The 23,588-nt window shown below is 64.5% G+C and carries 22 protein-coding genes; 8 read left to right on the top strand and 14 right to left on the bottom strand.

The window, feature by feature from the left end:
* Window positions 1–153: 153 nt before the first annotated feature.
* From PMI42_RS08585 to PMI42_RS08575, 3 genes are all read right to left on the bottom strand, one after another.
* Complete coding sequence (locus PMI42_RS08585) at window positions 154–459, bottom strand: YMGG-like glycine zipper-containing protein (RefSeq protein WP_008132608.1); 306 nt, start codon at window positions 457–459, stop codon at window positions 154–156.
* Window positions 460–587: 128 nt separating this feature from the next.
* Window positions 588–908, bottom strand: coding sequence for a hypothetical protein (locus PMI42_RS08580; protein WP_008132607.1), 321 nt, complete (start codon window positions 906–908; stop codon window positions 588–590).
* 117 nt (window positions 909–1,025) lie between these two features.
* Window positions 1,026–1,400: a hypothetical protein gene (locus tag PMI42_RS08575; protein ID WP_008132606.1), complete on the bottom strand. Its 375-nt coding sequence runs from the start codon at window positions 1,398–1,400 to the stop codon at window positions 1,026–1,028.
* A 180-nt stretch (window positions 1,401–1,580) separates the two neighbouring features.
* Here PMI42_RS08575 and PMI42_RS08570 point away from each other — a divergent pair, with 180 nt between their 5' ends.
* Complete coding sequence (locus tag PMI42_RS08570) at window positions 1,581–2,969, top strand: peptidoglycan-binding protein (protein WP_008132605.1); 1,389 nt, start codon at window positions 1,581–1,583, stop codon at window positions 2,967–2,969.
* Between the two features lie 29 nt (window positions 2,970–2,998).
* Here the strand turns inward: PMI42_RS08570 and PMI42_RS08565 are convergent, their stop codons facing one another.
* The 5 genes from PMI42_RS08565 to PMI42_RS08545 form a co-directional block, all read right to left on the bottom strand.
* Window positions 2,999–3,721, bottom strand: a complete 723-nt coding sequence (locus tag PMI42_RS08565) for a protease inhibitor Inh/omp19 family protein (protein WP_008132604.1) — start codon at window positions 3,719–3,721, stop codon at window positions 2,999–3,001.
* Entirely contained in the window at window positions 3,721–4,710 is a 990-nt protein-coding gene (locus PMI42_RS08560) for a 2-hydroxyacid dehydrogenase (RefSeq protein WP_008132603.1), read from the bottom strand. Before PMI42_RS08560 ends, PMI42_RS08565 begins: the two co-directional genes overlap by 1 nt.
* Entirely contained in the window at window positions 4,710–5,528 is an 819-nt protein-coding gene (locus PMI42_RS08555; protein WP_008132602.1) for an ABC transporter permease, read from the bottom strand. The genes PMI42_RS08560 and PMI42_RS08555 overlap by 1 nt, the downstream gene beginning before the upstream one ends.
* Window positions 5,525–6,340, bottom strand: a complete 816-nt coding sequence (locus PMI42_RS08550; protein ID WP_008132601.1) for an ABC transporter ATP-binding protein — start codon at window positions 6,338–6,340, stop codon at window positions 5,525–5,527. The genes PMI42_RS08555 and PMI42_RS08550 overlap by 4 nt, the downstream gene beginning before the upstream one ends.
* A gap of 105 nt (window positions 6,341–6,445) precedes the next feature.
* Entirely contained in the window at window positions 6,446–7,468 is a 1,023-nt protein-coding gene (locus PMI42_RS08545) for an ABC transporter substrate-binding protein (protein WP_008132600.1), read from the bottom strand.
* A 140-nt stretch (window positions 7,469–7,608) separates the two neighbouring features.
* On the opposite strand from PMI42_RS08545, the gene PMI42_RS08540 reads away from it, so the two are divergent.
* From PMI42_RS08540 to PMI42_RS08530, 3 genes are all read left to right on the top strand, one after another.
* Window positions 7,609–8,415, top strand: a complete 807-nt coding sequence (locus PMI42_RS08540; RefSeq protein ID WP_008132599.1) for a creatininase family protein — start codon at window positions 7,609–7,611, stop codon at window positions 8,413–8,415.
* Between the two features lie 139 nt (window positions 8,416–8,554).
* Complete coding sequence (locus tag PMI42_RS08535; protein ID WP_008132598.1) at window positions 8,555–8,818, top strand: hypothetical protein; 264 nt, start codon at window positions 8,555–8,557, stop codon at window positions 8,816–8,818.
* A 445-nt stretch (window positions 8,819–9,263) separates the two neighbouring features.
* Entirely contained in the window at window positions 9,264–11,201 is a 1,938-nt protein-coding gene (locus PMI42_RS08530) for a carbohydrate porin (RefSeq protein ID WP_008132597.1), read from the top strand.
* 70 nt (window positions 11,202–11,271) lie between these two features.
* Here PMI42_RS08530 and PMI42_RS08525 read toward each other — a convergent pair whose 3' ends face one another.
* The gene (locus PMI42_RS08525) at window positions 11,272–13,347 is read right to left on the bottom strand and encodes a methyl-accepting chemotaxis protein (protein ID WP_008132596.1); all 2,076 of its coding nucleotides are present in this window, start codon (window positions 13,345–13,347) and stop codon (window positions 11,272–11,274) included.
* Window positions 13,348–13,592: 245 nt separating this feature from the next.
* On the opposite strand from PMI42_RS08525, the gene PMI42_RS08520 reads away from it, so the two are divergent.
* Window positions 13,593–14,888 carry a hemolysin family protein gene (locus PMI42_RS08520; protein ID WP_008132595.1) on the top strand — a complete coding sequence of 432 codons (1,296 nt, stop codon included), beginning with the start codon at window positions 13,593–13,595 and terminating at the stop codon, window positions 14,886–14,888.
* Window positions 14,889–14,909: 21 nt separating this feature from the next.
* Here PMI42_RS08520 and PMI42_RS08515 read toward each other — a convergent pair whose 3' ends face one another.
* The 3 genes from PMI42_RS08515 to PMI42_RS08505 all read right to left on the bottom strand — a co-directional run bounded on the left by PMI42_RS08515 (window position 14,910) and on the right by PMI42_RS08505 (window position 18,003).
* Window positions 14,910–15,149, bottom strand: coding sequence for a PilZ domain-containing protein (locus PMI42_RS08515; protein WP_008132593.1), 240 nt, complete (start codon window positions 15,147–15,149; stop codon window positions 14,910–14,912).
* A 104-nt stretch (window positions 15,150–15,253) separates the two neighbouring features.
* A complete protein-coding gene (locus tag PMI42_RS08510; RefSeq protein ID WP_008132592.1) occupies window positions 15,254–16,942 on the bottom strand; it encodes an FMN-binding glutamate synthase family protein in 1,689 nt (562 codons plus the stop codon).
* A 287-nt stretch (window positions 16,943–17,229) separates the two neighbouring features.
* Entirely contained in the window at window positions 17,230–18,003 is a 774-nt protein-coding gene (locus tag PMI42_RS08505; RefSeq protein WP_008132591.1) for a ferredoxin--NADP reductase, read from the bottom strand.
* Between the two features lie 375 nt (window positions 18,004–18,378).
* On the opposite strand from PMI42_RS08505, the gene PMI42_RS08500 reads away from it, so the two are divergent.
* Window positions 18,379–19,191 (top strand): ATP-grasp domain-containing protein, encoded by an 813-nt coding sequence (locus PMI42_RS08500; protein WP_008132589.1) that lies wholly within the window; start codon window positions 18,379–18,381, stop codon window positions 19,189–19,191.
* Between the two features lie 143 nt (window positions 19,192–19,334).
* Here the strand turns inward: PMI42_RS08500 and PMI42_RS08495 are convergent, their stop codons facing one another.
* Both PMI42_RS08495 and PMI42_RS08490 read right to left on the bottom strand, forming a co-directional pair.
* Window positions 19,335–20,261, bottom strand: coding sequence for an amino acid ABC transporter substrate-binding protein (locus PMI42_RS08495; protein ID WP_008132587.1), 927 nt, complete (start codon window positions 20,259–20,261; stop codon window positions 19,335–19,337).
* A 9-nt stretch (window positions 20,262–20,270) separates the two neighbouring features.
* Window positions 20,271–21,569, bottom strand: coding sequence for a dicarboxylate/amino acid:cation symporter (locus PMI42_RS08490; RefSeq protein WP_008132582.1), 1,299 nt, complete (start codon window positions 21,567–21,569; stop codon window positions 20,271–20,273).
* A gap of 210 nt (window positions 21,570–21,779) precedes the next feature.
* Here PMI42_RS08490 and PMI42_RS08485 point away from each other — a divergent pair, with 210 nt between their 5' ends.
* The gene (locus PMI42_RS08485) at window positions 21,780–22,781 is read left to right on the top strand and encodes an NADP-dependent oxidoreductase (RefSeq protein ID WP_008132581.1); all 1,002 of its coding nucleotides are present in this window, start codon (window positions 21,780–21,782) and stop codon (window positions 22,779–22,781) included.
* Between the two features lie 177 nt (window positions 22,782–22,958).
* A partial coding sequence (locus tag PMI42_RS08480) for a cysteine rich repeat-containing protein (RefSeq protein ID WP_008132580.1) occupies window positions 22,959–23,588 on the top strand: 630 nt, incomplete at its 3' end.

The following is a 23,588-nucleotide window of genomic DNA, read 5'->3' as shown; positions in this document are numbered from 1 at the left end:
CGGCCGCGATCGCGGCGAGCAGCCACCGGCACATGCGAGATCGGAAACTCATGCGATCCACCACCCCGGGATGGCGGCCCGCATAGCCTCACCCCTGCCCGTCAAAGCTGCCGCCAGCCGCGGTCGATCCCGTGATCGTTGACGGCCGGTCGATCAATAGCAATAGCGGGAATCGACCCGGACGTAATATCCGTCGGGGCGCTGCATGTAGCAGCCGCGCTGATAGGCGTAATAGCCGGAGCGGCGGCGCTCGCCTTCCGAGGCGATCGCGGCGCCCGTGCCCGCACCGACGACGGCTCCGATCGCGGCGCCGCGGCCGCCGCCGAGCGCACCGCCAAGGATGGCTCCGCCGACACCGCCGATGATCGCACCGCCCACGGCATCCTGGGCCGCCGCCTCATGGGCCGGCACCGCCATCGCGACGGTCAGACACACCGCCATTCCAACAGCTCGAAACATCCCGAATCCTCCCGGTTGACGCTTGCAGTCATAACGTTCGGGACGATCCCGGACCAGACCCATTGTCACGCGCACCCTCGCCTGTTGCGCCAGGCGGCCGGCTTGTCGTGACAGCCTATGTGCGCGCCTCAGGTCGAGGGACCTTTGCCCAGCGCAAAGGAGAGCACGATCGCGTCCGGCGTCTGCTTGAATTCCCTGGTCACCGCGGCACGCACGAGACCGGCGAGGTCGCCCAGCGGCTTGGTTTGATAGAGGCTCGGAAACAGCACCGTCACTGCCGTCAGGCGTCCATTGTTCCAGTCGAAGCCGACATGCGGCTTCACGCCGGTCGCCTGCTCGAGATCGCTCTCGACGGCCCGGGCCTGCTGCATGAAATCCCTCAACGTGGCCACGACATCGCAGCCGGACAGGGCAAAGGCGAGAACGATGATGACGACAGCTCTGAACATCGGGGGTCCGAAGCGCTTTCCAGGTCAGGTTGCAGGATTGGTATCATGCAACAGGACGGGCAGGCCACGAAAAAAGGACACGGCGACACCGCCGAGCCGACTGCGGCACTTGCCCGGTTACGGTTCGATCCAGCGCTGCACCGCTTCGACGGTATCGGCCGGCGTGGTGTTGAAGCAGATCGCGGCATCCGGCGCCAGGCGATGGACAAGGTTGAGCACTTTCTCGAACAGCAACAGGCGCTGCTTCGGCTCACGCAGGCCGGCGCCGATCACGACACAATCGAAGCGCTCCTCGCGCAGCGCGGCCGCGACGGCGGCTTCCGCGGTCAGGTCGAGGTCGATCAGGCAGCTCGTGACCTCGTAGCCGGCATCGCACAGGCGCGACAGCTGCGCCTCGATATAGGAGCGCACAAGCTCCGGCGTGAACTGCGGGAATGCGCTGTCATCGGCACTGCCGGGTTCGATGCCGATCGCAAGGACGCGTTTGGCCATGTGGAACTCCTTGCCGGACGTACGTCTGGCTAACGGGCGGATGACCTCGCCGGTTCCGGACGCGCCGGCGCCCTGCAACATTTCACGCAGATCACGCTGGAGTCACGCCGCGCTCACGGCGCCTGGGTCACTCTGACCTGTACGAACAACTGGCAACTGATCATTTCGCGGGAGCTGGCAATGAAGGTGTCATTCGAAAACATCAAGGACGAATACGAACGAAACTGGTCCAACATGAAGATCCGGCCCTCGCGCGCGGACGTCGCCGGCGAGACGGCGCAGAAGGCGATCAAGAACAAGGGCATCTACAAGCAGATCGAAGACAAGACCGATGTGCCCTGGTGGTTCGTCGCACTGCTTCACTCACGCGAATCCAGCTTCAACTTCAACACCTATCTCGGCAACGGCCAGGCGCTCAACAGGGTCACGACCATCGTCCCGCAGGGGCGTGGTCCGTTCGCCTCGTTCGCCGACGGCGCCGTCGATGCGCTCAGGCTCGAAGGATTCGTCGGCGCCCGCGACTGGGGCATCGCAAAGACGCTGTTCCGGCTGGAGAAGTATAACGGCTTCGGTTATCGCGGCCGCGGCGTGAACTCGCCCTATCTCTGGTCAGGATCCAGCATCTACGGCCCGCCCGAGCAGAAGGGCGGAAAATTCACCAGCGACGGATCGTTCGATTCCGGCGAGGTCGACCGGCAACTGGGCACGGCGGTGATCCTCAAGGCGATGATGGATCAGGATTCCTCGATCACTTTCGACGGGACCGCGATGCTGAGCCATCTCGACCCCGAGGAGCAGACGGCGCCGATCGCACTGCTGATGCAGCAGGCCCTCAACAAGCTCGGCGCCAATCCTCCGCTGGACGAGGACGGCATCGTCGGACCGCTGACCAAGGCGGCGGTGGCGCAGTTTCAGCAGCAGCACGGCATCACCCAATCCGGAGCGCTGGACAGCGTGACGATCGCCGCCATCACGCGCGCGGCGCAGCAGCCAGGACCGGTGACGCCGCCTGCGGCGGACTTCTCTCCCATTCTGAAACGCCTGGAGGATCTCGTGACGCTGCTTCAACCCGGATCGAGGATATCGCCATCGCCGAACAACGCGACGCCCGCAGCAAGCGACCCGATCAACATGATCGAGCGGCTGCTTGCGGTCGTCAACAAGACCAGCGCCGGCCCCGGAACGACCACGCCCAGCGCGCCCAACACCGCGCCCGTCGACCAGCTGAAGCAGGTGATCGGCCTGGTCAGCGCGCTGTTGAACAACGACGGCAAGCCCGTGCTCGGCCAGGTCAACGGCGCGCTCGGCGACACCATCGGCAAGCTCCTCGACGGCAAGAAGACCGCGCTCGGGCTCGGCAGCTCGGTGCTCACCGCGCTGCTGTCCTCGGTGACGGCGAGCCCCAATGCGGGAGGCCTCGCCGGACTGCTCGGGACCATCGTGTCGGCGGTGCCGGGGCTCGGCCAGTTCGCCATGCCGATCTCGCTGGCGCTCACGGCCTGGGGCGTGCTCGGCAAGATGGAGAAGTGGGCGCAAGGCACCGCGCCGCCGCCCAAGACGACGACCTGAAAACGTTCACCGCGTCATCGCGGCGGCGCCTACTGACGCAGCATGATCAAGGGATCGGCGGCATCGGGAACGCGCCGCCACTGCGCGTTGTCGTCGGCCTCGAACTGCCAGACATCGCCGGATTTCGACATCAGGATGATCTGGCCGCGTTCAAGCCGCCATTGCGTCGGGTTGAACTGCGCGATCGCCGCGTCGCATTTCGGCTTGAGGAAGACCTGGAAATTGTCCTGGCCGGCTTCCGTATTGGTCAGCGTCAGCCCGCACACCGGCTGGCCGTTGCCGCGCACCATCGACCAGTCGCCGATCATCTGGTCCATCGACTTGGCCATCGACCGCGCGGCGGCGAGGTCCTGCAGGATATAGACGCCTTCGCCCTGCCTCAGGCCCTCGAAGATGCCGGCCTCGACCTCGGTGAAGTCGATCACGGATTCACCGGTCGCGTCCTGCAAGCGGACGATGTCGAGACCCCTGACGCTCCAGGCGACGATGGCCTTGGTGAAGGGCAGCGCGGTCTTGCAGGCAGGCTCCAACTCCAGTTTGTAGCCCTGCGCCGCGGCATCGGCCTTCAGCGTGACGACGCAGGTCTTGCTGCGCTCGGTCGTGGAGAGCTCCCACTGCCCGGGCATGTCCTTCTTCAGGGTCGTCGCATCCTGCGCATGCGCGATGCCGATCGCGGCCAGGCAGGCCGCGACGGCGCCGATCGCGGCCAAACAGGCCGCGACGGCGAATGCAACGACCCGAAGAGCTCTCATCAGCGCCCCTTGAACGGCGTTTCCGCAACCGGCGTCAGCGGCGCCTTGCCTGAGAACCATGACTTGAGATTGTCGATGACGAGCTGGTTCATCGCGTTGCGCGTCACCACCGAGGCCGAACCGACATGCGGCAGCAGCACGACGTTCTGCATGGTCTTGAGCTCGTCCGGCACGTTCGGTTCGGCCGCGAACACGTCGAGGCCGGCGGCAAGGATCGTGCCTGATTTCAGCGCCTGCACCAGCGCCTGCTCGTCGACCACCGAGCCGCGCGCGACGTTGACCAGCACGCCGCGGGGCCCAAGCGCCTTGAGCACCTCGGCATTGACCATCTTGTTCGTGCTGGCGCCGCCGGGCACGATCACCATCAGGGTGTCCACCGCCTTCGCCATCTCGATCAGATCAGGATAATGCTTGTAGGAGACGTCCTTGGACGGGTTGCGCGAATGATAGACGACAGGCACCAGCGAGGCATCGAGCCGCCGCGCGATCGCCTGGCCGATCCGGCCCATGCCGACGATGCCGACCTTACGGTCGCGCAACGAGCCGACGCTCAGCGGGTAGTTCTGGGTCTGCCAGAGACCGGAACGCACATAACGATCGGCCTTGATGAATTCGCGCAAGGTGCAGATCAGAAGGCCCATCGCGACGTCGGCGACCTCCTCGGTCAGCACATCAGGCGTGTTGGTGACGATGATGTTGCGCTCGGCCGCGTATTTGGCATCGACGTGGTCATAGCCGACGCCGAAGCTCGACACGAGCTCGAGCTTGGGCAATTGCGACAATGAATCCTTGTCGACGCGGGCGGTGTGATCCGTCACAGCCACGCCGCGGATCTTTTCGCGGATCGCGGGGGTCAGCCGCTCGAGGTCACCTCGCGTCTCGGCCTTGTGCACGACGAAATGATCGGAAAACCCGTTTTCGAGGATCGGCCGCGCCGGCCCATAGATCAGAAGGTCGATCTTGTCGGACGAAATCGAACCGGTAGACATCAGTTTTCCTTTCCAAGCGCGCTCTCATGCCAGCGCCGTAAAACGAGGTGGGAAATTAGCGCCAGCACCCCATAGATGACAATCCCGGCCAGCGATAGCAGCAGCAGCGCTGCGAACATGCGGGGTATGTTCAAGCGGTAGCCTGACTCGGCGATCCTGTAGGCGAGCCCGGAGCCGGCCCCGGCCGTTCCGGCCGCAATCTCGGCCACCACCGCACCGATCAGCGACAGGCCGCCGGCGATGCGAAGGCCGCCGAGGATATAGGGCAGCGCCGCCGGCAGCTTCAGAAAGCGCAGGGTTTGCGGCTTTGATGCGCCATAGAGCTGGAACAGCCCGGCGAGATTGCGATCGACCGAATTCAGCCCCAGCGTGGTGTTCGACAGCACCGGAAAAAAGGCGACGATGAAGGCGCAGACGACGACCGCGGTCTGCTGCTCCAGATAGATGAGCAACAGCGGCGCAATCGCAATCACCGGCGTCACCTGGAGCACGATGGCATAGGGGAACAGCGAATATTCCACCCATTTCGACTGGTTGAACAGCAGCGCCAGCGCGATGCCGCCGATGCTGGCGGCCACAAAGCCTTCAAGCGTGGTCAGCAGCGTGGCCGCGAGCGATTGTGACAGCACCGCCCAGTCCTTGATCAGTGTCAGGACAATGACGGATGGCGCGGGCAGGACGTAAGGCGGGATCTCCCTGATGCGGACCACCAGCTCCCAGGCGAGAAGGCCGGCCGCGAACACGACGACGGGCAGCACGAAGCGCAATGCGCGCTGCGCGCCGGATGGTTTTGCGGTGACGGCAGCTTGCGCGTTCATAGCGTCGACTGCCCCGAATAGGACGGCGCCAGCGCGGCCGACACGCGCCGGCAATAATCGGAATAGGCGGCCGAGGTGCGGAACGCCTCGCCGCGCGGCTCGACCGTCTCGATGCGGATATCGGCCTGGATGCGGCCGGGCCGCGCCGTCATGACCACCACGCGTTGCGACAGATAGACGGATTCGAACACCGAATGGGTGACGAAGATGACGGTCTTGCCGAGGCTGCGCCACAGCGCGAGCAGATCGTTGTTGAGGCGGAAGCGCGTGATCTCGTCGAGCGCCGCGAAGGGCTCGTCCATCAGGAGGATGTCAGGGTCGGTGACCAGCGCGCGGGCCAGCGACACCCGCATCTTCATGCCGCCGGACAGCTCGCGCGGATAGGCCTCGGCGAAATCGGCAAGGCCGACGCTCGCCAGCGCATCGTCCGCACGTGCGCGCCCTTCGGCCTTTGGCACGCCGGCGAGCTTCAAGGGCAGCCGCACGTTCTCGCGCACGTTGGACCAGGGCATCAGGGTCGGCTCCTGAAACACGAAGCCGATGCCGTGCCCCGGCAGCGCGACGCCCTCGTGGCGCGCCACGCGCACGATGCCTGATGACGGCGCACTGAGCTCCGCGACGATGCGCAGCGCGGTCGACTTGCCGCAACCGGACGGACCGAGCAGCGAGATGAAATCGCCCTTGCGCACCGCCAGATCGAGCGGCCCGAGCGCCATGACGCCGTTGTCATAGACCTTCGTCACGCCGCGCAGGCTGACGGCGAGCGCCGTCAGGCTGGCCTCGACCCCGGACGAGGTTTTGCGCTCTACCATTGAACGCTGGCTGTGATGTGGTGGGAGCGAGCCGCAACCTGCACCTCTCCCCAACGGGGAGAGGTGAACGATGCAGCTACGTCTCGGCTTGACCTCAACATTCCGTTACGGCTTGTTCGGGCGCAGCTCGACGCCGACGCCCTTGTTGACGAAGCGCAGCGTATAGGACTTGCGGAAGTCGAGATCCGCCTTCACCACACCCGCCTTCACCATCTTGTTGAAGAAGGAGGTGTAACGCTCGTCGCTCATCGCGCCGATGCCGTTTTTCAACGAATCGCCGGAATCGACGATGCCGTACTCCTTCATCTTGGCGACCGAATAAGCCAGCAAATCGTCGGTCATTTCAGGATTGAGCTTCTTGATCATGGCATTGCCGGCGGAATTGTCGCCGTAGATGTAATTGTACCAGCCGACCATGGAGGCATCGACGAAGCGCTGCACCAGGTCAGGCTTCTTTTCGGCGATGTCGCGGCGGGTCTCGATCAGGGTCGAATAGGTGTTAAAGCCGGAATCAGCGAGCAGGATGACGTTCGGCTTGAAGCCGGCAGCCTTCTCGACCGCGAAAGGCTCTGACGTGACGTAGCCCTGCATCGCGCTCTTGGGATTGGCGATGAAAGGCTGCGGATTGAAATTGTAGGGCCGGACGTTCTTCTCGCTGAAACCATATTCGGACTTCAGCCACTGGAAGTAGCTGGTCATGCCCTCCTTGGAGACGAACAGCGTCAGCGGCTTCAAGTCCTCGATCTTGGCGACCTTGGCGTCCGGCTGCGTCAACATCACCTGCGGATCCTTCTGGAAGATCGCAGCGATGGTGACGACGGGGACGTTATTCGCGACCGCGTCGAACGACATCAGCGTGTTCGCGGCCATGAAGAAGTCGATCTTGCCGGCGATCAGCAGCATCCGGTTGTTCTCGTTCGGACCGCCGGGAACGATGGTGACGTCGAGGCCGTATTTCTTGTAGGTGCCGTCGGCGACCGCCTGGAAGAAACCGCCATGCTCGGCCTCGGCGACCCAATTGGTGCCGAACATGACCTTGTCCAGCGTCTCGGCCCGCGCCGGCGCAAGGCAGACGAAAGCGGCCATCAAGCCCGCCGTTAACGCTCGCCGCAGATGAGAGGGGCTCATGGGTGCACTCCGTCGATCGCTTGTAGCCGATGCCAGTCCAACGCGATAAAACCGCAAGACATCAGGGGACGCGAGCCGGCCAGGCCCGCGTCCCCTCCATACCCCAAATTACGTGACAAATTCGGGCAAAGAAACCTCAGATGACGCCGTCCCGCGACTGGATCGACATCGACTGGGCCGATACGGCGCCTGCGGATGTGTCGCGCTGGATCGCGGTGCTGCCGCTGGCGGCGACCGAGCAGCACGGCCCGCATCTGCCTGTCACCACCGACGTGCTGATCGCGGACGCCTATCTGGCGCGCGTGCGCGAGCTTTTGCCCGAGACCATTCCGGCGACGTTCCTTCCCGTGGAAGCTGTCGGGATTTCGACCGAGCATATCGACTATCCGGGCACGCAGACGCTACCGACCGAGGTGGCGCTGAAGCGGTGGACCGCGATCGGCGAGGACGTCGCGCGACGCGGCGTGAAGAAGCTCGTCATCATCACCAGCCATGGCGGCAACAGCGCGGCGATGATGCTGATTGCGCAGGATCTGCGCGCGCACCAGAAACTGTTCGTGGTGACGACGTCGTGGTCGCGGCTGTCGGGCGCGGACACATTGTTCCCGGCCGACGAGGTACGCCATGGCATTCACGGCGGCGCGGTCGAGACCTCGATCATGCTGGCGCGCTATCCGGACCAGGTGCGCAAGGATGCGATCGCGGATTTTCCCGCGAGCAGCATCGCGATGGAGCAACAATATCGCTGGCTGTCGACGCAGCGGCCCGCGCCATTCGCCTGGCAGGCGCAGGATCTGAACGCCAGCGGCGCGATCGGCAACGCGACTTTGGCTGTCGCCGGGAAGGGCGAGCAGCTGCTCGATCAGGGCGCGCGCGCTTTCTGCGAGCTACTGGCCGAGGTCGATAACTTCGACGTGAACAGGCTCGCCAACGGCCCCCTCGGCTAGCCCGCACCCTGCTGTAATCATTCAGGAAAGAGCCGATCTCCGCGGCCGCCTTTTGCGACTTCGAACCGGACGCGGGGAGCCTCCGTCCAACTGGGCACGCGGGCCACAACGGACCGCCTCAACCCGGATGGAGTTTCACATGTCGATCAAGACCAAGATTGCCGCCGCAGCCCTCGCCGCCCTCGCCGTCACCGGCACCATGGTGTCCACCACTTCGCAGGCACAAGCCAAGCCGCCCGGCTGGGTCTGGGGTGTCGGCGCCGGCATCGCCACCGCCGCCGTCGTCGGCTCCGCGATCGCCGCCAGCAACGACCCCTATTACAACGGCTATCACCGCTGCGGCTGGACCCCCCGTTACAACGCCTTCGGCCAGTACGTCGGCAGCGTTCGTACTTGCTACTGATTTGAGTACCTGAGGCCGATCTCACGTGGATCCTGCGTCCGACACGGGCGCCTCATCCACCCCGTGTCGTGCCCCCGACCCCGCCCGGCTGTCCCCCCGGGCGGGGTCATTCGTCTTGGGCCGGGAATTTGTTGCAGTCGCGTCACACAGCGGTGCGAACCATCACATGCGGCATTCCGCGTCAGTTGCTATTGCGAATTAATCGCAATAAGGTTCGCAACAGGCCCAGGGACTTGGGAAGAACTTGGGACGAAACCGCGTCGAAACGAGATCATCTCGGGCAACCGCGGGGACGCCCGAGACCTGATGACAGGGCCGCTGCGAATCGGCAGGGATGTCGGTTGCGGCGGATGGAACACATTCGCGTTTGGGGGCGTGCGTTTTGACGTTGAGAGGTCACCGTTACAGGTATTTGCGGACGGCCGCGGCGATTGCCTCGGGCGTGATGGCCCTGCCCGCCACGGGCTTGGCAGCCGATTTGCCGCTGAAGGCACGCGCCGCGAAGACGGTCTATGACTGGACCGGCCTCTATATCGGCGCGCATGCCGGCTACAGCCTCGGCTCGTCGCGCTTCGCGCTGAACGACGGCGTGAGGATCAACGACAGCGGCGTCTTCAGCGGCATGATCGGCGGCGTGCAGGCCGGCTACAATTACCGGCTCAACTCCGGCTGGCTCGTCGGCGTCGAAGGCGATTTTTCGTTTCCTAACTACATCACCTCGAATTCGATCGTCTCCTTCCTGGCGACACAAGCCAACACCGTCACGCAGCAATGGGACTATGCCGCCAGCGTGCGCGGCCGCGTCGGCTACACCAGCGGTCCGTGGCTGGTCTATGCCACCGGCGGCTTTGCCTGGATGGGCGAGCGCTATTTCGACACCCCGGCCTCCGGCGCTGACGTGCCGAAAATCCTGAACACGCGGCCCGGCTGGATCGCGGGCGCCGGCATCGAATACGGCTTCGCGCCGCATTGGAGCGCGCGGCTCGAATATCTCTACAGCCGCTTCGATAGTGCCAACGTCGCCTTCTCCACCGGGGCTCAATACACCTCCGCGTCGCTCGACTTCCAGCAGGTCAGGCTCGGCCTCAACCGCAAGGTCGATTGGCCGGGCATGCCGAGCTACAACCCGAAAAGCTCCCTCATCGACACGGAATCGGATCGCTGGGAGATTCACGGGCAGAGCACTTATCTGCCGCAGGGCTATCCGTCGTTCCCTGCCCGTTACACCGGAACGAACTCGCTCTCGCCCTCGGCGCAGGCCAAGGCGACGTGGAGCAACAGCCTGTTCCTGAATGCGAAGCTGTGGGACGGCGGCGAGGTCTACTACAATCCCGAGCTGCTGCAGGGATTTGGATTGAACGACACGGTCGGCGCGGCGGGCTTCCCGAATGGCGAGGCGCAGAAGTCGAACTTCCCCTACCCGCATTACAACACCTCGCGCCTGTTCGTGCGCCAGACCTTCGGCTTCGGCGGCGAGCAGGAAGAGCTCGCCAGCGGCCAGCTGCAGCTCGGCCAGAAGGTCGACGTGTCCCGCCTCACCGTGCAGGCCGGCAAGTTCGCGGTGGTCGACGTGTTCGACGGCAACGCCTATGCCAAGGATACCCGCAAGGATTTCATGAACTGGTCGATCTGGGCGCCGGGCGCCTTCGACTATTCCGCCGACAAGGTCGGCCTCACCTATGGCGTCACCGCCGAATTGAACCAGAAGCAATGGGCGCTGCGCGGCGGCTATTTCCTGATGGTCACCGAGCCCAACGCGAATCACTTCGACACCAAGGTCGGGGAGCGCGGCCAGTACGTGCTCGAGCTCGAGACGCGCTTCTCGCTGTTCGGCCAGCCCGGCAAGCTCAGGACCATGGGCTGGGTCGACAGCGCCAATATGGGCAGCTTCCGCGAGACGCTGGACAATCCCGCGCTCAATCTCGACATCGCGCAGACCCGGCACGGCCGCCTTAAGGTCGGCTATGTCGTCAATCTCGAGCAGGCGATCACCGACGATGTCGGATTGTTCGGCCGCTGGAGCTGGAACGACGGCAAGAGCGAAACGCTGGCCTTCACCGACATCAACCGCAGCCTGTCGGGCGGCCTGTCCATCAAGGGCACGAAATGGGGCCGGCCCGATGACGTGGTCGGCATCGGCGGTGCCATCAACGGCCTGTCGCAGGACTATCGCGACTTCCTCGCCGCGGGCGGGCTTGGCGTGCTGGTCGGTGACGGCGCGCTCAATTATCGCAAGGAGCGTATCCTCGAGACCTATTACGCCTACGCGGTGAACAAGGCGCTGACGTTGACCGCCGACTACCAGCTCATCGTCAATCCCGCCTACAACGCCGATCGTGGTCCGGTGTCGGTGTTCTCCGGGCGGCTCCACGGCGAGTTCTGAGCGGCGAACAAGCCATCAGGCAGCCTGGCGAGAGGACCTGCGCGCCTCGTCCTTCGAGACGACCGCTTCGCTACGCCGCCCGGATCGCGTCCAGGAATTTTCCGACCTCGACCTTGAGACGGCTGCTCTCTCCGGACAACGATTTGGCCGCGGCGAGCACGTTGGCGGATGCCGAGCCGGTCTGGTTCGCGCCGTGCTGCACGTCGACGATGCTGGCGGAGACCTGCTGCGTGCCACGCGCCGCCTGCTGCACGTTGCGGGAAATCTCGCGCGTCGCCGCGCCCTGCTCCTCGACCGCCGAGGCGATTGCGGACGCGATCTCGGACATCCGGGTGATGGTGTCGCCGATCGACTTGATGGCGCCGACGGAATCCTCCGTCGCCGTCTGGATCCCCGAGATCTGCTGGCTGATCTCGCCGGTGGCCTTGGCGGTCTGCTCGGCCAGCGCCTTGACCTCGGAGGCAACCACCGCGAAGCCGCGGCCGGCTTCGCCGGCACGCGCCGCCTCGATGGTGGCGTTCAGCGCCAGAAGGTTGGTCTGGCCGGCGATCTGGCTGATGAGCTCGACGACGTCCCCGATCCGGCCGGCGGCCTTGGCGAGCTCCCCGACATGATCGTTGGTCCGGCCGGCCTGCTGCACGGCTTCGCCGGCGACGCGCGCGGAGTCCTGGACCTGCCGGCTGATCTCGTCGACCGACGAGGCCATCTCCTCCGCCGCCGCGGCAACGGTCTGCACGTTGGTGGAGGCCTGTTCGGACGCGGCTGCGACCGTGGCGGTGACCCGTTCCGATTGCTCGGCCGTGCTCGTCAGCGTTCCCGCCGATGTCTCGAGCTCCGAAGAGGCCGACGCGACGGTGTTGATGACGTCGCCGATCATGGCTTCGAAGTCGCGGGCGATCTGGTCCATGCGCTGGCTGCGCCGCAGCTTCGCCTCGGCTTCGACCGCGGCGGCCTCGTCGGCCGCCTTCTTGGCGAGAAGCGAATCCTTGAAGTGCCGGAGCGAGCCCGCCACCTGGCCGATCTCGTCATCACGGCCTGTCGCCGGAATCTCGACTTCATGCTGTCCGGCGGCGAGCGCTCCGATCACGTCCGCGAGCCTGGCGAGCGGCGTCACCACGCGGCTGCGCAGCATCATGGTCACGCCGGCGAGCGTGCCGAGCAGCGCCAGCACCGCGACGCCCGCAAGCGCCAGCATGGCCAGCGCACCATCACGCGCGGCTGCGGCGCGCTCGGCAGCTTCGGCCAGCGCGGCGTCGCGGACGCCGTAGAACATCTGGATGGCCGGCACGATGAGCTTCGCCAGATCGTCGGCGCTGATCGTGTAGTTGCCGTCACTGCGCGCCGCGGGCATCGCTTTCTCGACCACTGGCGCTGCGTTTCCGAAATAGGAGTCCGTCGCGGCCTTGAACGCGGCTGCGATGCGGGGCGGATTTCCGAGCTGGTCGATGCCGGCCTCGATGCGCTCGCGGTCGGACTCCACGCGGCCCTGCATGCGATCCATCAGCGCGGATTCCGCCCCGGTCAGCGCGCGGCGCGCCGTCAGCGGCGGCGACAGCGTCGCCGCGCGGCTGCCGGCCGCAACGCGCAGATCCTGTGCGGTCCGCGCCAGGCTCAGCAGCGCCGCAAGCGAGGAATCGGCATTGATCACCTTCGCTTCGAGCCGGTTCATGACGGGCTCGATGTTGCCGAGGACTTCGGCCACACCGGGCAGAAAGCCCTTGATCGCGGCGCTGTCGCGTGCGGCCAGGGGAGTGCTCATCGCGCGATCTGCCGCGGCGGTGATCTCCTTCAGCCGCCGTGCGGCGCGGTCGAGATTTTCGCTGATTGCGCCGCCGTCATCCAGCACCATGATGGTGCGCCTTGCGGCCTCGAAGCCGCCCTCGGCAGCTTTCGCAGCCTTCGCGGCCGCTTCGATCTGGGCCTGCGTCGCAACGCCTTCCTGGAAGATTGGTCCGATATAGGGAGCACGAAGGCCGGCGACGTGCTGGCTGACCATCAGGGTCGCACCAAAAGCCTCGACGGTCTTGATCGCATCGGAGCGGTTCGCGAAGATGCGCGTCTGGGGTATGAGCACCTCGGCTCCGAGGACGACCGCAAACACCGTCACCGTCAGCATCGACAGCGCGAAAAGCTTTCCGATCCGCATCGTGGTCTCCGAATACATTTCTGCAAATGCAAAAACCTAGCGAGCGGCCACTAAGGGCCCGTTAAACAATGATTTTCCCGTAGTTCCGCGGAGTGTCATCTCGTCGCGGCCCTTGCGCAACGCCGTTAACCGCAAGGTTCCTTCGCGGGGAGGAATGCGACAGAATTACCGGCATTTCTGCGCAAAATACCTATATCAGTGCGTGTGCGACCATCCGTGCCACACTCGCTTACCCCAGAAGGCCAATGCTCTCCGTCGAACTCGTCATCGTCGTCGTCCTGATCGTCATCAACGGCTTGCTGTCCATGTCCGAGCTGGCCGTGGTCTCCTCCCGCCCGGCCCGTCTCTCGCTGCTTGCCGCCAAGGGCGTGCGCGGCGCCGAGCGGGCATTGACGCTTGCGGCGGATCCCGGAAAATTCCTCTCGACGGTGCAGATCGGCATCACGCTGGTCGGTGTGCTCTCGGGCGCGTTCTCCGGCGCGACGCTCGGACAGCGGCTGACGCAATGGCTGGTCGAGCTTGGCCTCGCCCCCGGGATCGCCGACATCGTCGGCGTCGGCATCGTCGTCACGCTCATCACCTACGCCACCCTGATCGTCGGCGAGCTGGTGCCGAAACAGGTGGCGCTGCGCGACCCCGAAAGCATCGCGGTCAAGGTTGCGCCGGCGATGCACGTGCTTGCGAAGGTCTCGCTGCCGCTGGTCTTCCTGCTCGACCTCTCCGGCAAGCTGATCCTCACGCTGCTCGGCCAGGGCGGCAAGACCGAGGACAAGGTGTCCGAAGACGAGATCCATCATCTCGTCACCGAGGCCGAGAATGCCGGCGTGCTCGAGTCCGGCGAAAAGGAGATGATCGCCGGCGTGATGCGGCTCGGCGACCGTCCGGTCGGCGCAATCATGACGCCGCGCACCGAGGTCAACGAAATCGACCTGAACGACACGCCGGAGGCCATTCACGAGATCATCGTGAAGAGCCCGCATTCGCGTTTTCCCGTATCCGACGGCGATCGCGACAAGCCGATCGGCGTGTTGCAGGCGAAGGATTTGCTGATCGCCTACATGAGCGAACGCACGCCGGATCTGCGCGCGCTGGTGCGCGAGGCACCCGGCATTCCGGCGTCGGCAGATGCCCGCGACGTGCTGGCCATCCTGAAGGCCGCCCCGGTTCATGTCGGTCTCGTCTATGACGAATACGGCGCCTTCGAAGGCATGGTAACCACTGCCGACATCCTTGAATCGATCGTCGGCGCCTTCCATTCAGAAGAAGGCCCGCCGGAGCCGGCCTATGTCAAACGCGCGGATGATTCGCTGCTGGTCGCCGGCTGGATGCCGGTCGACGAATTCGGCGAGCTGCTCGGCATCGAATTGCCGCCGCACCGTTACAACACGGTGGCGGGCCTGGTGCTGCAACAGTTCAACGTGCTGCCCAATGTCGGCGACGCCTTCGATCTCGGCGGCTGGCATATCGAGGTGGTCGATCTCGATGGACGGAGAATCGACAAGATTCTGGCGAGCCGGCTGAGCGAGGTAGAGACAGGTTAAGCTCGCGCCAAACGCCGGGCCTCACCCGAACCGCACGCCGATCCGCTTTTCCTTGCGCCAGACCACGGTGCAGGACAGCGAGGTTCCGTCGGCCTGGATGAACAGGGTGAAGTGCTCGGGAATGCCGACGGGGCTGGTGACGTCGAGCGCGGCGCCGGTGTCGGAGAAATTGCGAACGGTGCAGGAGATTGCGCCGCCGCCGAACTCGATCGTTCCGGCCTTCAGCACGCGATGTCTGGCTTTGTCCCGTCGCTCGTCCATGGGGCCAATTTACACCCGAAGCTGACACAGACGTTAAAACACAGCCGCGCCCCGACAAATTTACGCGAGCCGCAAGGCGCGGCGGTATCATGCGGTGCCCTCCCTCACAGCGCCGGCTGGAACGTGTCCGCCCGCGCCATCCGCCAGGCATCGCGAAACCGCGGGTCCTCGGTGCCTTCGAGCAGCTCGCCCGGACGCAGCGCCGGATAGAGCTGCGCGAAGGATTGCACGTTCGTCGTCGAGGTCCGCTGACTGAAATGGACCGGGCGCAGCTGCTGGGGATGTTCGAGACCGGCCGCGGCGATCAGCTCGGTCAGCGAGTGCAGCGTCGCATGGTGGTAATTGTGCACGCGATCGATCTTGAGCGGCACGTAGAGCGCGCGCGCGCGGGTCGGGTCCTGGGTCGCAACGCCGGTCGGGCAGCGGTCGGTGTGACAGCTCAGCGACTGGATGCAGCCGAGCGAGAACATGAAGCCGCGGGCCGAATTGCACCAGTCGGCACCGATCGCCATCGCCCGCGCCATGTCGAAGGCGGTGGCGATCTTGCCGGAGGCGCCGAGCTTGATGCGGTCGCGCGCATTGATGCCGATCAGCGCGTTGTGGACGAAATTGACGCCCTCGCGCATCGGCATGCCCAGATGATCCATGAACTCCAGCGGCGCAGCGCCCGTGCCGCCTTCATTGCCGTCGACGACGATGAAGTCGGGATAGATGCCGGTCTCCAGCATCGCCTTGCAGATCGCCAGGAACTCCCAGGGATGGCCGATGCACAGCTTGAAGCCGGCCGGCTTGCCGCCGGAGAGCCTCCGCATTTCCGCGATGAACTGCATCATGCCTGTTGGCGTGGAGAAGGCGCGGTGCGACGCCGGCGAGATGCAGTCCTCGCCCATGGCGACGCCGCGGATCTTCGAAATTTCTTCCGAGACTTTGGCCGCCGGCAGTACGCCGCCATGGCCGGGCTTGGCGCCCTGGCTGATCTTGAGCTCGACCATCTTGATCTGGTCCTGGCTCGCGACGCGCGCGAAGGCCTCAGGGTCGAACATGCCGTCGAGATGACGGCAGCCGAAATAGCCGGAGCCGATTTCCCAGATGATGTCGCCGCCCATCTCGGCGTGATAGGGGCTGAAGCCGCCCTCGCCGGTGTCATGCGCGAAGCCGCCCTTTTTCGCGCCGGCATTCAGCGCCCGCACCGCATTCGGGCTGAGCGCGCCAAAGCTCATCGCGGAAATGTTGAACACCGAAGCCGAATAGGGCTTTGCGCAGTCCGGTCCGCCGATGGTCACGCGAAACTTCTCCTCGGCATGCGCCTTCGGCGACACCGAGTGATGCATCCATTCATAGCCCTCGCGGTAGACGTCCTCCTGGGTGCCGAACGGACGCTTGTCGAGCTGCATCTTGGCGCGCTGATAGACCACCGCACGGATGTCGCGCGAGAACGGCATGCCGTCCTTCTCGCTCTCGAAGAAATACTGCCGCATCTCCGGGCGGATTTCTTCGAGCAGGAAGCGGATATGCGCCGAGATCGGATAGTTGCGCAGAACCGCATGGCCCTTTTGCAGGAGGTCGCGCACGCCGAGCAGCGTCAGGGCGCCGAAGATCAGGATCGGGATCAGCAGGATGTCGAAGATCTTGCGGTCGACGATGCCGATGCCGATCAGGAGCGCGGTCACGACCGCGCAGATCGTCAGCACGATGAAGCGCGGCGAGAATGGCAGCAGCAGGGTTTCCATGACGCCCTCCTCGGCCAGCGCGAGGCGTTTGGGCGAATTCTGCGTCTTGTCGTCGTCGGCCACGATCCCATCCTCCGCCGGCATGAGGCGGTACGATACGCCCGCGCCTGTCATACGGATATGACGCGGCCCTTGTTTCAGGCTAGCGAATTCGGACGAGACAAATCAATCCGCCGCGAGAAGCGGCTGCTGCACTGCAGCAGAAACAGTGGGATGTGGGAGACGGGCGGTCGGGCCGGTGCAACCCACGCGCGGCAGGCAAACGTGGTACGCGCGGGCGCTTCCACGGATTCAGTGCCGTTCCGGGCAGGCGAAGCGCAGACCCGGGACGACAGCTGTGCTGGCGCCGATCAGCGCTCGACGAACGCCTTCTCGATCACGAAGTGGCCGGGCTTGTTGCCCGAGCCCTCGATGAAGTCGCGGCCTTCGAACATCACCTTCAGCTCTTCGAGCATGGCCGGGCTGCCGCACATCATGATGCGGTCGGTTTCGATGTTGAGGGGCGACTGCCCGATATCGTTGAAGATCTGCTCGGAGCTGATGAGGTCGGTGATGCGGCCGCGATTGCGGAAGGGCTCGCGGGTCACGGTCGGATAGTAGATCAGCTTGTCCGCGAGCAGCTCGCCGAACAGCTCGTCCTCGCGCAAATTGGCGACGAGCTTCTCGCCATAGGCGAGCTCGGAGACCTGACGGCAGCCATGCACGAGCACGATGCTGTCGAACTGGTCATAGACCTCGGGGTCCTTGATCAGGCTGGCGAAGGGCGCAAGGCCGGTCCCGGTCGAGAGCAGCATCAGCCGCTTGCCGGGGATGAGATTGTCGGTGATCAGCGTGCCGGTCGCCTTGCGGCCGACCAGGATGGTATCCCCTTCCTTGATCTTCTGGAGGCGCGAGGTCAGCGGGCCGTCCTGAACCTTGATCGAGAAGAACTCGAGCTCTTCCTCGTGATTGGCGCTCGCCATGCTGTAGGCGCGCAGCAGCGGACGGCCATCGACTTCGAGGCCGATCATCGCGAACTGGCCGTTCTGGAAGCGGAAGCCGGAATCGCGCGTGGCGCGGAAGCTGAACAGCGTGTCGGTCCAGTGCTGAACGGACAGAACCTTCTCTCGGTAAAACGCGCTCATGATTTTCGATATTCCGAATAATTGCGGTTTTAGGACAAACGAATTGCCCGGCCCCTGACTGCGGGGCGAACACCATTTGTCATGGCGGAGGATTTCGCGTGTGTGATCTACGCCATTGAGACCAATAATCAACCTCGTTTCGGATGCAATTGATGCCGATCAAACCGGCATTTGCGACGGAATTGGCCGCAGCCTTAACGGATCTGCTGTCCTGACGGCGCCGAGGGCAATTTCTTTTCCCTGAGAGGCTCAATCGCAGCACTTAATTTCCGTCTCGCTCGCGAGAATTTCATTAAGAATAGCTCTGATTTTCACCCCGGCTTGGTGCCGATCCCGCATTTTTGCGGCTTTTGGCGACAGGAATGATCGAAGCATATGGCAAGCAATGAACGGATATTCGTCCAGGCCATCCGCCGCTATGGCGCGCGCCATGGCATCGACGTCGATGTCCGCTCGGGCGGATGGCTGATCGCGATGCGGCGGGGCGCGAAGCGCCATTTCGCGTTCGGTTACGACATCGGCCTCAACAGCGCGATTGCGCATCGTCTCGCCAACGACAAATCGGCGACATCAGAGGCGCTGACGCTTGAGGGCGTGCCCTGCATTCCCCATCACCTCTTCCTCAATCCCAAGCTGGGTACGCACGTCGTCGGCCCCGGCTGGCGTGAAGCGATACTCGTGCCGCTCCACGACAATCCGCAAGGCATCGTGGTGAAGCCTAACGAGGGGACATCGGGACGATCCGTGTTCAAGGTGACGACGGAGGCGCAGCTCGACCACGCGGTCGACGAGGTCTTTGCGATGAGCACCGGACTCGTGATCTCGCCCTATGTCATGATCGAGGACGAGGTGCGCGTGATCCTGCTCGATGATGTGCCACGCATCGTCTACAGCAAGCAGCGCGGCGCGGATTGGCGGCACAATCTCGATGCCGGCGCAAAGCCGGTGCTGCTGGAGGACGGCGATGTCCGCGCGGCCTGCGTGAAGCTCGCGATCGACGCCGCGAACGCCATCGGCATCGCCTTCGCATCGATCGACGTCGTTCGCGTCGCTGGCGCGTGGCGCGTGCTCGAGATCAATTCCGGCGTGATGATGGAGGCGCTGGCGAAGCTGCATCCGGAGCTGGTGCAGGCAACGTATGACGCGGCGCTGGACCGGGTGTTTGGGACGGACAACCGTGATCGCTGATCTATGACCGTCACCCTGAGGTGCCGGAGCGCAGCGGAGGCCTCGAAAGGCGACGGCCACCAGCGGGGCCGTTCATCCTTCGAGGCTCGCCCGACGGTGCTATGCACCGCCGGGTTCGCACCTCAGGATGACGGAATGGAGAGCTAATTATTAGCGCTCGCGGAATCGTCCATCGCCTTGAAGGCTTCCTCCAATTGCAGCGAGATCGGCACGCTCAGCCGTTCGCCGGTTGGAAGTCTGGCGGTGAACCATTTGTTGTAGAGCGGGACGAGATCGCGGTTGGAGCCGAGCTTGCGGAAGGTCCGCTCAACCACGGCCGACAATTGCGGCTCGCCTTTCCTGAACATGATGCCGTAGGGGTCGTAGGACAGGTAGTCGCCGGTGACGCGGTACTTGTCCTGCGCCTTGTGGCGCGCGATCAGGCCGAAAAGCAGGATGTCGTCGGTCGCGAACGCATCGGCCTTGCCGTCGGCGAGCATCTGGAACGATTGCTCGTGATCGGCGCCGACCGCGATGTTCAGCCCCAGCGAGGATTTCTTGTCCGCCGCCTGGATCGCCTGCTCGTTGGTGGTGCCCTTCGTCACCACGATGGTCTTGCCCTTGAGATCGGCCAGCGACTGCACGCTGGACGCCTTCGGCACCATCAGCTTGGTGCCGGCGACGAACATCAAGGGCGAGAATGCGACGCGCTTGCCGCGCTCGGCATTGGCCGTGGTCGAGCCGCATTCCAGGTCGATCTTGTTCTGGAGCACGGCATCGATACGGTCGTCCGAGGTGACCTTGACGTAGTCGATCTTGAGATTGGCATCGTCGACCTCGACGCCGATCTCCTCGACGATGGCCTCGCAAAGCTCGAGGCTATAGCCGATCGGGCGGCCTGACTGGTCGATGAAGGAGAACGGCGGCGAGCTCTCGCGATAGCCGAGCCGCACGGTGTGCGCCTTCTTGATGGCCGACAGCGTCGGGCTGAGCCCTTCGCCGCCGGTCTGGGCGAACGCTGTGGTCGCGAGCAACGATGCCGCGAGCCACAGGCAGCCGCCGATCACTGACCTTGTCAGTGTCTGGCCCATGATGTGCTCCTAACCATGGCCGGCCATGGCGGGCACTTCGCCGGGCACCATGTCGTCAGGCACGGCATCGCCCGGTCCCATGGCGTGCTCGGGCCCGAGTTCGCCTTCCCACTTCGCCACGACCGAGGTCGCGAGCGTGTTGCCGATCACGTTGGTGGCGCTGCGGCCCATGTCGAGGAAGGTGTCGATGCCCATGATCATCAGCAGGCCCGCCTCGGGGATGCCGAACTGCGACAGCGTCGAGGCGATCACCACGAGGGAGGCGCGCGGCACGCCGGCGACGCCCTTCGAGGTGATCATCAGCGTTGCCAGCATCGCGAGCTGGGTGCCGAGCGGCATGTCGATGTGATAGGTCTGCGCGATGAAGATGCTGGCGAAGGTGCAGTACATCATCGTGCCGTCGAGATTGAAGGAATAGCCGAGCGGCAGCACGAAGCTCGAGATCCGCGACGAGGCGCCGAAGCGGTTGAGCCCCTCCAGCGTCTTCGGATAGGCCGCTTCGGAGCTCGCGGTCGAGAATGCGATCATCAGCGGCTCGCGGATCAGCTTCAACAGATGGCTGTAGCGCGGCCCGATCACGATGAAGCCGACGATCACCAGGATGCCCCACAGGATCGCGAGCGAGAGATAGAAGCCGCCCATGAACACGACCAGCTTCCAGAGCACCAGCAGGCCGTTCTTGGCGACTGTCGCGGTGATGGCGGCCCACACCGCGAGCGGCGCGAACAGCATCACGTAGCCCGTGACCTTGAGCATGATGTGGCCGATATCGTCGATCATCGCCAGGATCGGCTTCGAACGTTCGGGCATGGAGCCCATCGCCACCGAGAAGAACACCGCGAAGATCACGATCTGCAGGATCTCGTTCTGCGCCATCGCATCCGCGATCGAGGTCGGGATCAGGTGAGTGAGGAATTTCTCGATCGAAAAGGCCGACACCGGAAGGCCGGTCGATTGCCCCGCCGCAGGCAGCGTGCCCGGGAAGTTCGCACCGGGCTGCAGCAGGTTCACCATCACCAGACCGAGCAGCAGCGAGATGAAGGAGGCGCTGATGAACCATCCCATGGTCTTGGCGAAGATGCGTCCGAGCTTGGAGCCCGACCCCATATGCGCGATGCCGCCGACGAGGGTTGCGAACACCAGGGGCGCGATGATCATCTTGATCAGGCGCAGGAACATCATGGCGATCAGGTTGATGGCGGAGGCCCACTCACCGCGCGTATCGGGCAGGAAATTGTAGATCGCCGAGCCCATGACGATGCCCAGCACCATCGCGGCCAGAATGTATTGCGTAAACCTGTTCGACATTGAAGACCCCCACACCACCGGCCGCTTCATGATGTCGCAGATATGACGAACGCGCAACACGCTTGGCGGGTGGTGCTGTTGGCCGGATGTTCCCGTTGTGAAACTGCCCCCCGCGATCTAGCCTTCATGCAGCGCACAACGAATGCGGCCTGCACGTTTTCTTTGCGGCAGCTGCATCAATAATCGTCAAACAAGCGAAGGGGAAACACCATGAGCGGCAGCGTCAATCGTCAGATTCTTCTGGTGGAAAAGCCCAGCGGCAAGCTCGGTCCGGAGCACTTCAAGATGGTTGACGGTGCGATGCCGGAGCCGAAGGACGGCGAGGCCTTGCTGCACGTGCGTTACATCTCGCTCGACGCCGCCAACCGCGCCTGGATGCACGGCGCGACCTATCGTTCCGCGGTCGAAGCCAACAGCGTGATGGCCGGCGGCGGCATCGCCGAGGTCGTCAGCTCGAAGGCACCGGGGTTGGCTGCCGGCGACATCGTGTTCGGCGACACCGGCTGGCAGGAATATGCCGCAGTGCCAGCGAAGCATCTGACAAAAATGCCGAAGCTCGAGCCGATGACGCATCTGCTCAGCGTGTTCGGCATCGCCGGCCTCACCGCCTATTTCGGCCTGCTGGAGATCGGCAAGCCAAGGGAAGGCGAGACGGTCGTGGTCTCCGCGGCCGCGGGCTCGGTCGGCTCGATCGTCGGGCAGATCGCCAAGATTAAGGGATGCCGCGTGGTCGGCATCGCCGGCGGTGCGGACAAATGCAACTGGCTGACCTCCGAGCTCGGCTTCGATGCGGCCGTCGACTACAAGGACGGCGCCGTATTCAAGGCGCTGCGCGCGGCGGCCCCGAAAGGCATCGACGTCTATTTCGACAATGTCGGCGGCGACATTCTCGAAGCCTGCCTGCCGCAGATGAACAATTACGGCCGCATCGCCTGCTGCGGCGCGATCTCGCAATATGACGGCGCGCCCTCCGCGCACGGTCCGCGCGGCGTGCCCGGCCTGATCGTGGTGAAGCGGCTCGTGATGCAGGGCTTCATCGTGATGGACTACATGAAGGACAGCCAGCGCGCGCTCGCCGATCTCCAGGCCTGGGTCCAGTCCGGCAAGCTGAAGGTGCAGGAGGACATCATCGACGGATTGCAGAACACGCCGCAGGCGCTGATCGGATTGCTCGCGGGCGAGAACCGCGGCAAGCGCATGGTCAGGCTGTGACCACGGAGGCGCGTCCTCCGGCGACGTAGTTACGTCGCAATTGCGCCGGCATTATCTACTTGCGGTAGTGGCCAAAGCGGCCAAAGATGCCGCGCGCGAGGCGTTACTCGCGACGATTACGCTTGCATCACATTTCAAGAAGCGTCGGCGTTACCGACAGGGCAGGAATTCACTCAGATGTTCAACACGTTGAAACATGCCTCAACGCGCACCGCGTTGCTTGCCGCAACTCTGTTCGCAACTGCAACAGGCGCATTCGCGCAGGCGCCCACCGAGGCGCAGAAGAGCGCCATCCGCTCCGCATGCCGCTCCGACTTCATGGCGCATTGCGCGAGCGTGACGCCCGGCGGCGTGGAGGCGTATCAATGCCTGCAGAAGAACATGTCCAGCCTGTCGTCGGGGTGCGCGAGCGCGGTTCGCGCGGTCGAGCCCGCCGCCGCGCCGAAGACGGAAGCCGCGCCGGCCAAATCTGAACCGGCCAAATCTGAACCGGCGAAGACGGAAGCTGCACCCGCCGCCGAGCCCAAGCCGGCGGCCGGCACCGCGCCGAAGGCCGCCGCGGCAAAACAGCCGAGCAGCGCGCAGGTCTCCGCCGTCAAGAGTGCGTGCCGCGCCGATTATCCCAAGGTGTGCGCCAGCGTGCCGCCCGGCGGCGCCCCCGCGCTCGAATGCCTGGAGAAGAACAAGGCGAAGGTGTCGGCGGCCTGTGCCAAGGCCGTGAGCGCCGCAACCGGCGGCGGCGCTGCAACTGCAGCCCCTGCGGCAGGTAGCGCACCGGCTGCGACCGCGGCGCCGGCAGGCGCGCCC

It is taken from the genome of Bradyrhizobium sp. YR681 (genome assembly GCF_000282615.1).
In the GTDB taxonomy this organism is placed as follows: Bacteria; Pseudomonadota; Alphaproteobacteria; order Rhizobiales; family Xanthobacteraceae; genus Bradyrhizobium.
Note: the sequence above shows the minus strand (reverse complement) of the source record. Positions and strands in the feature narration are given on the sequence as shown.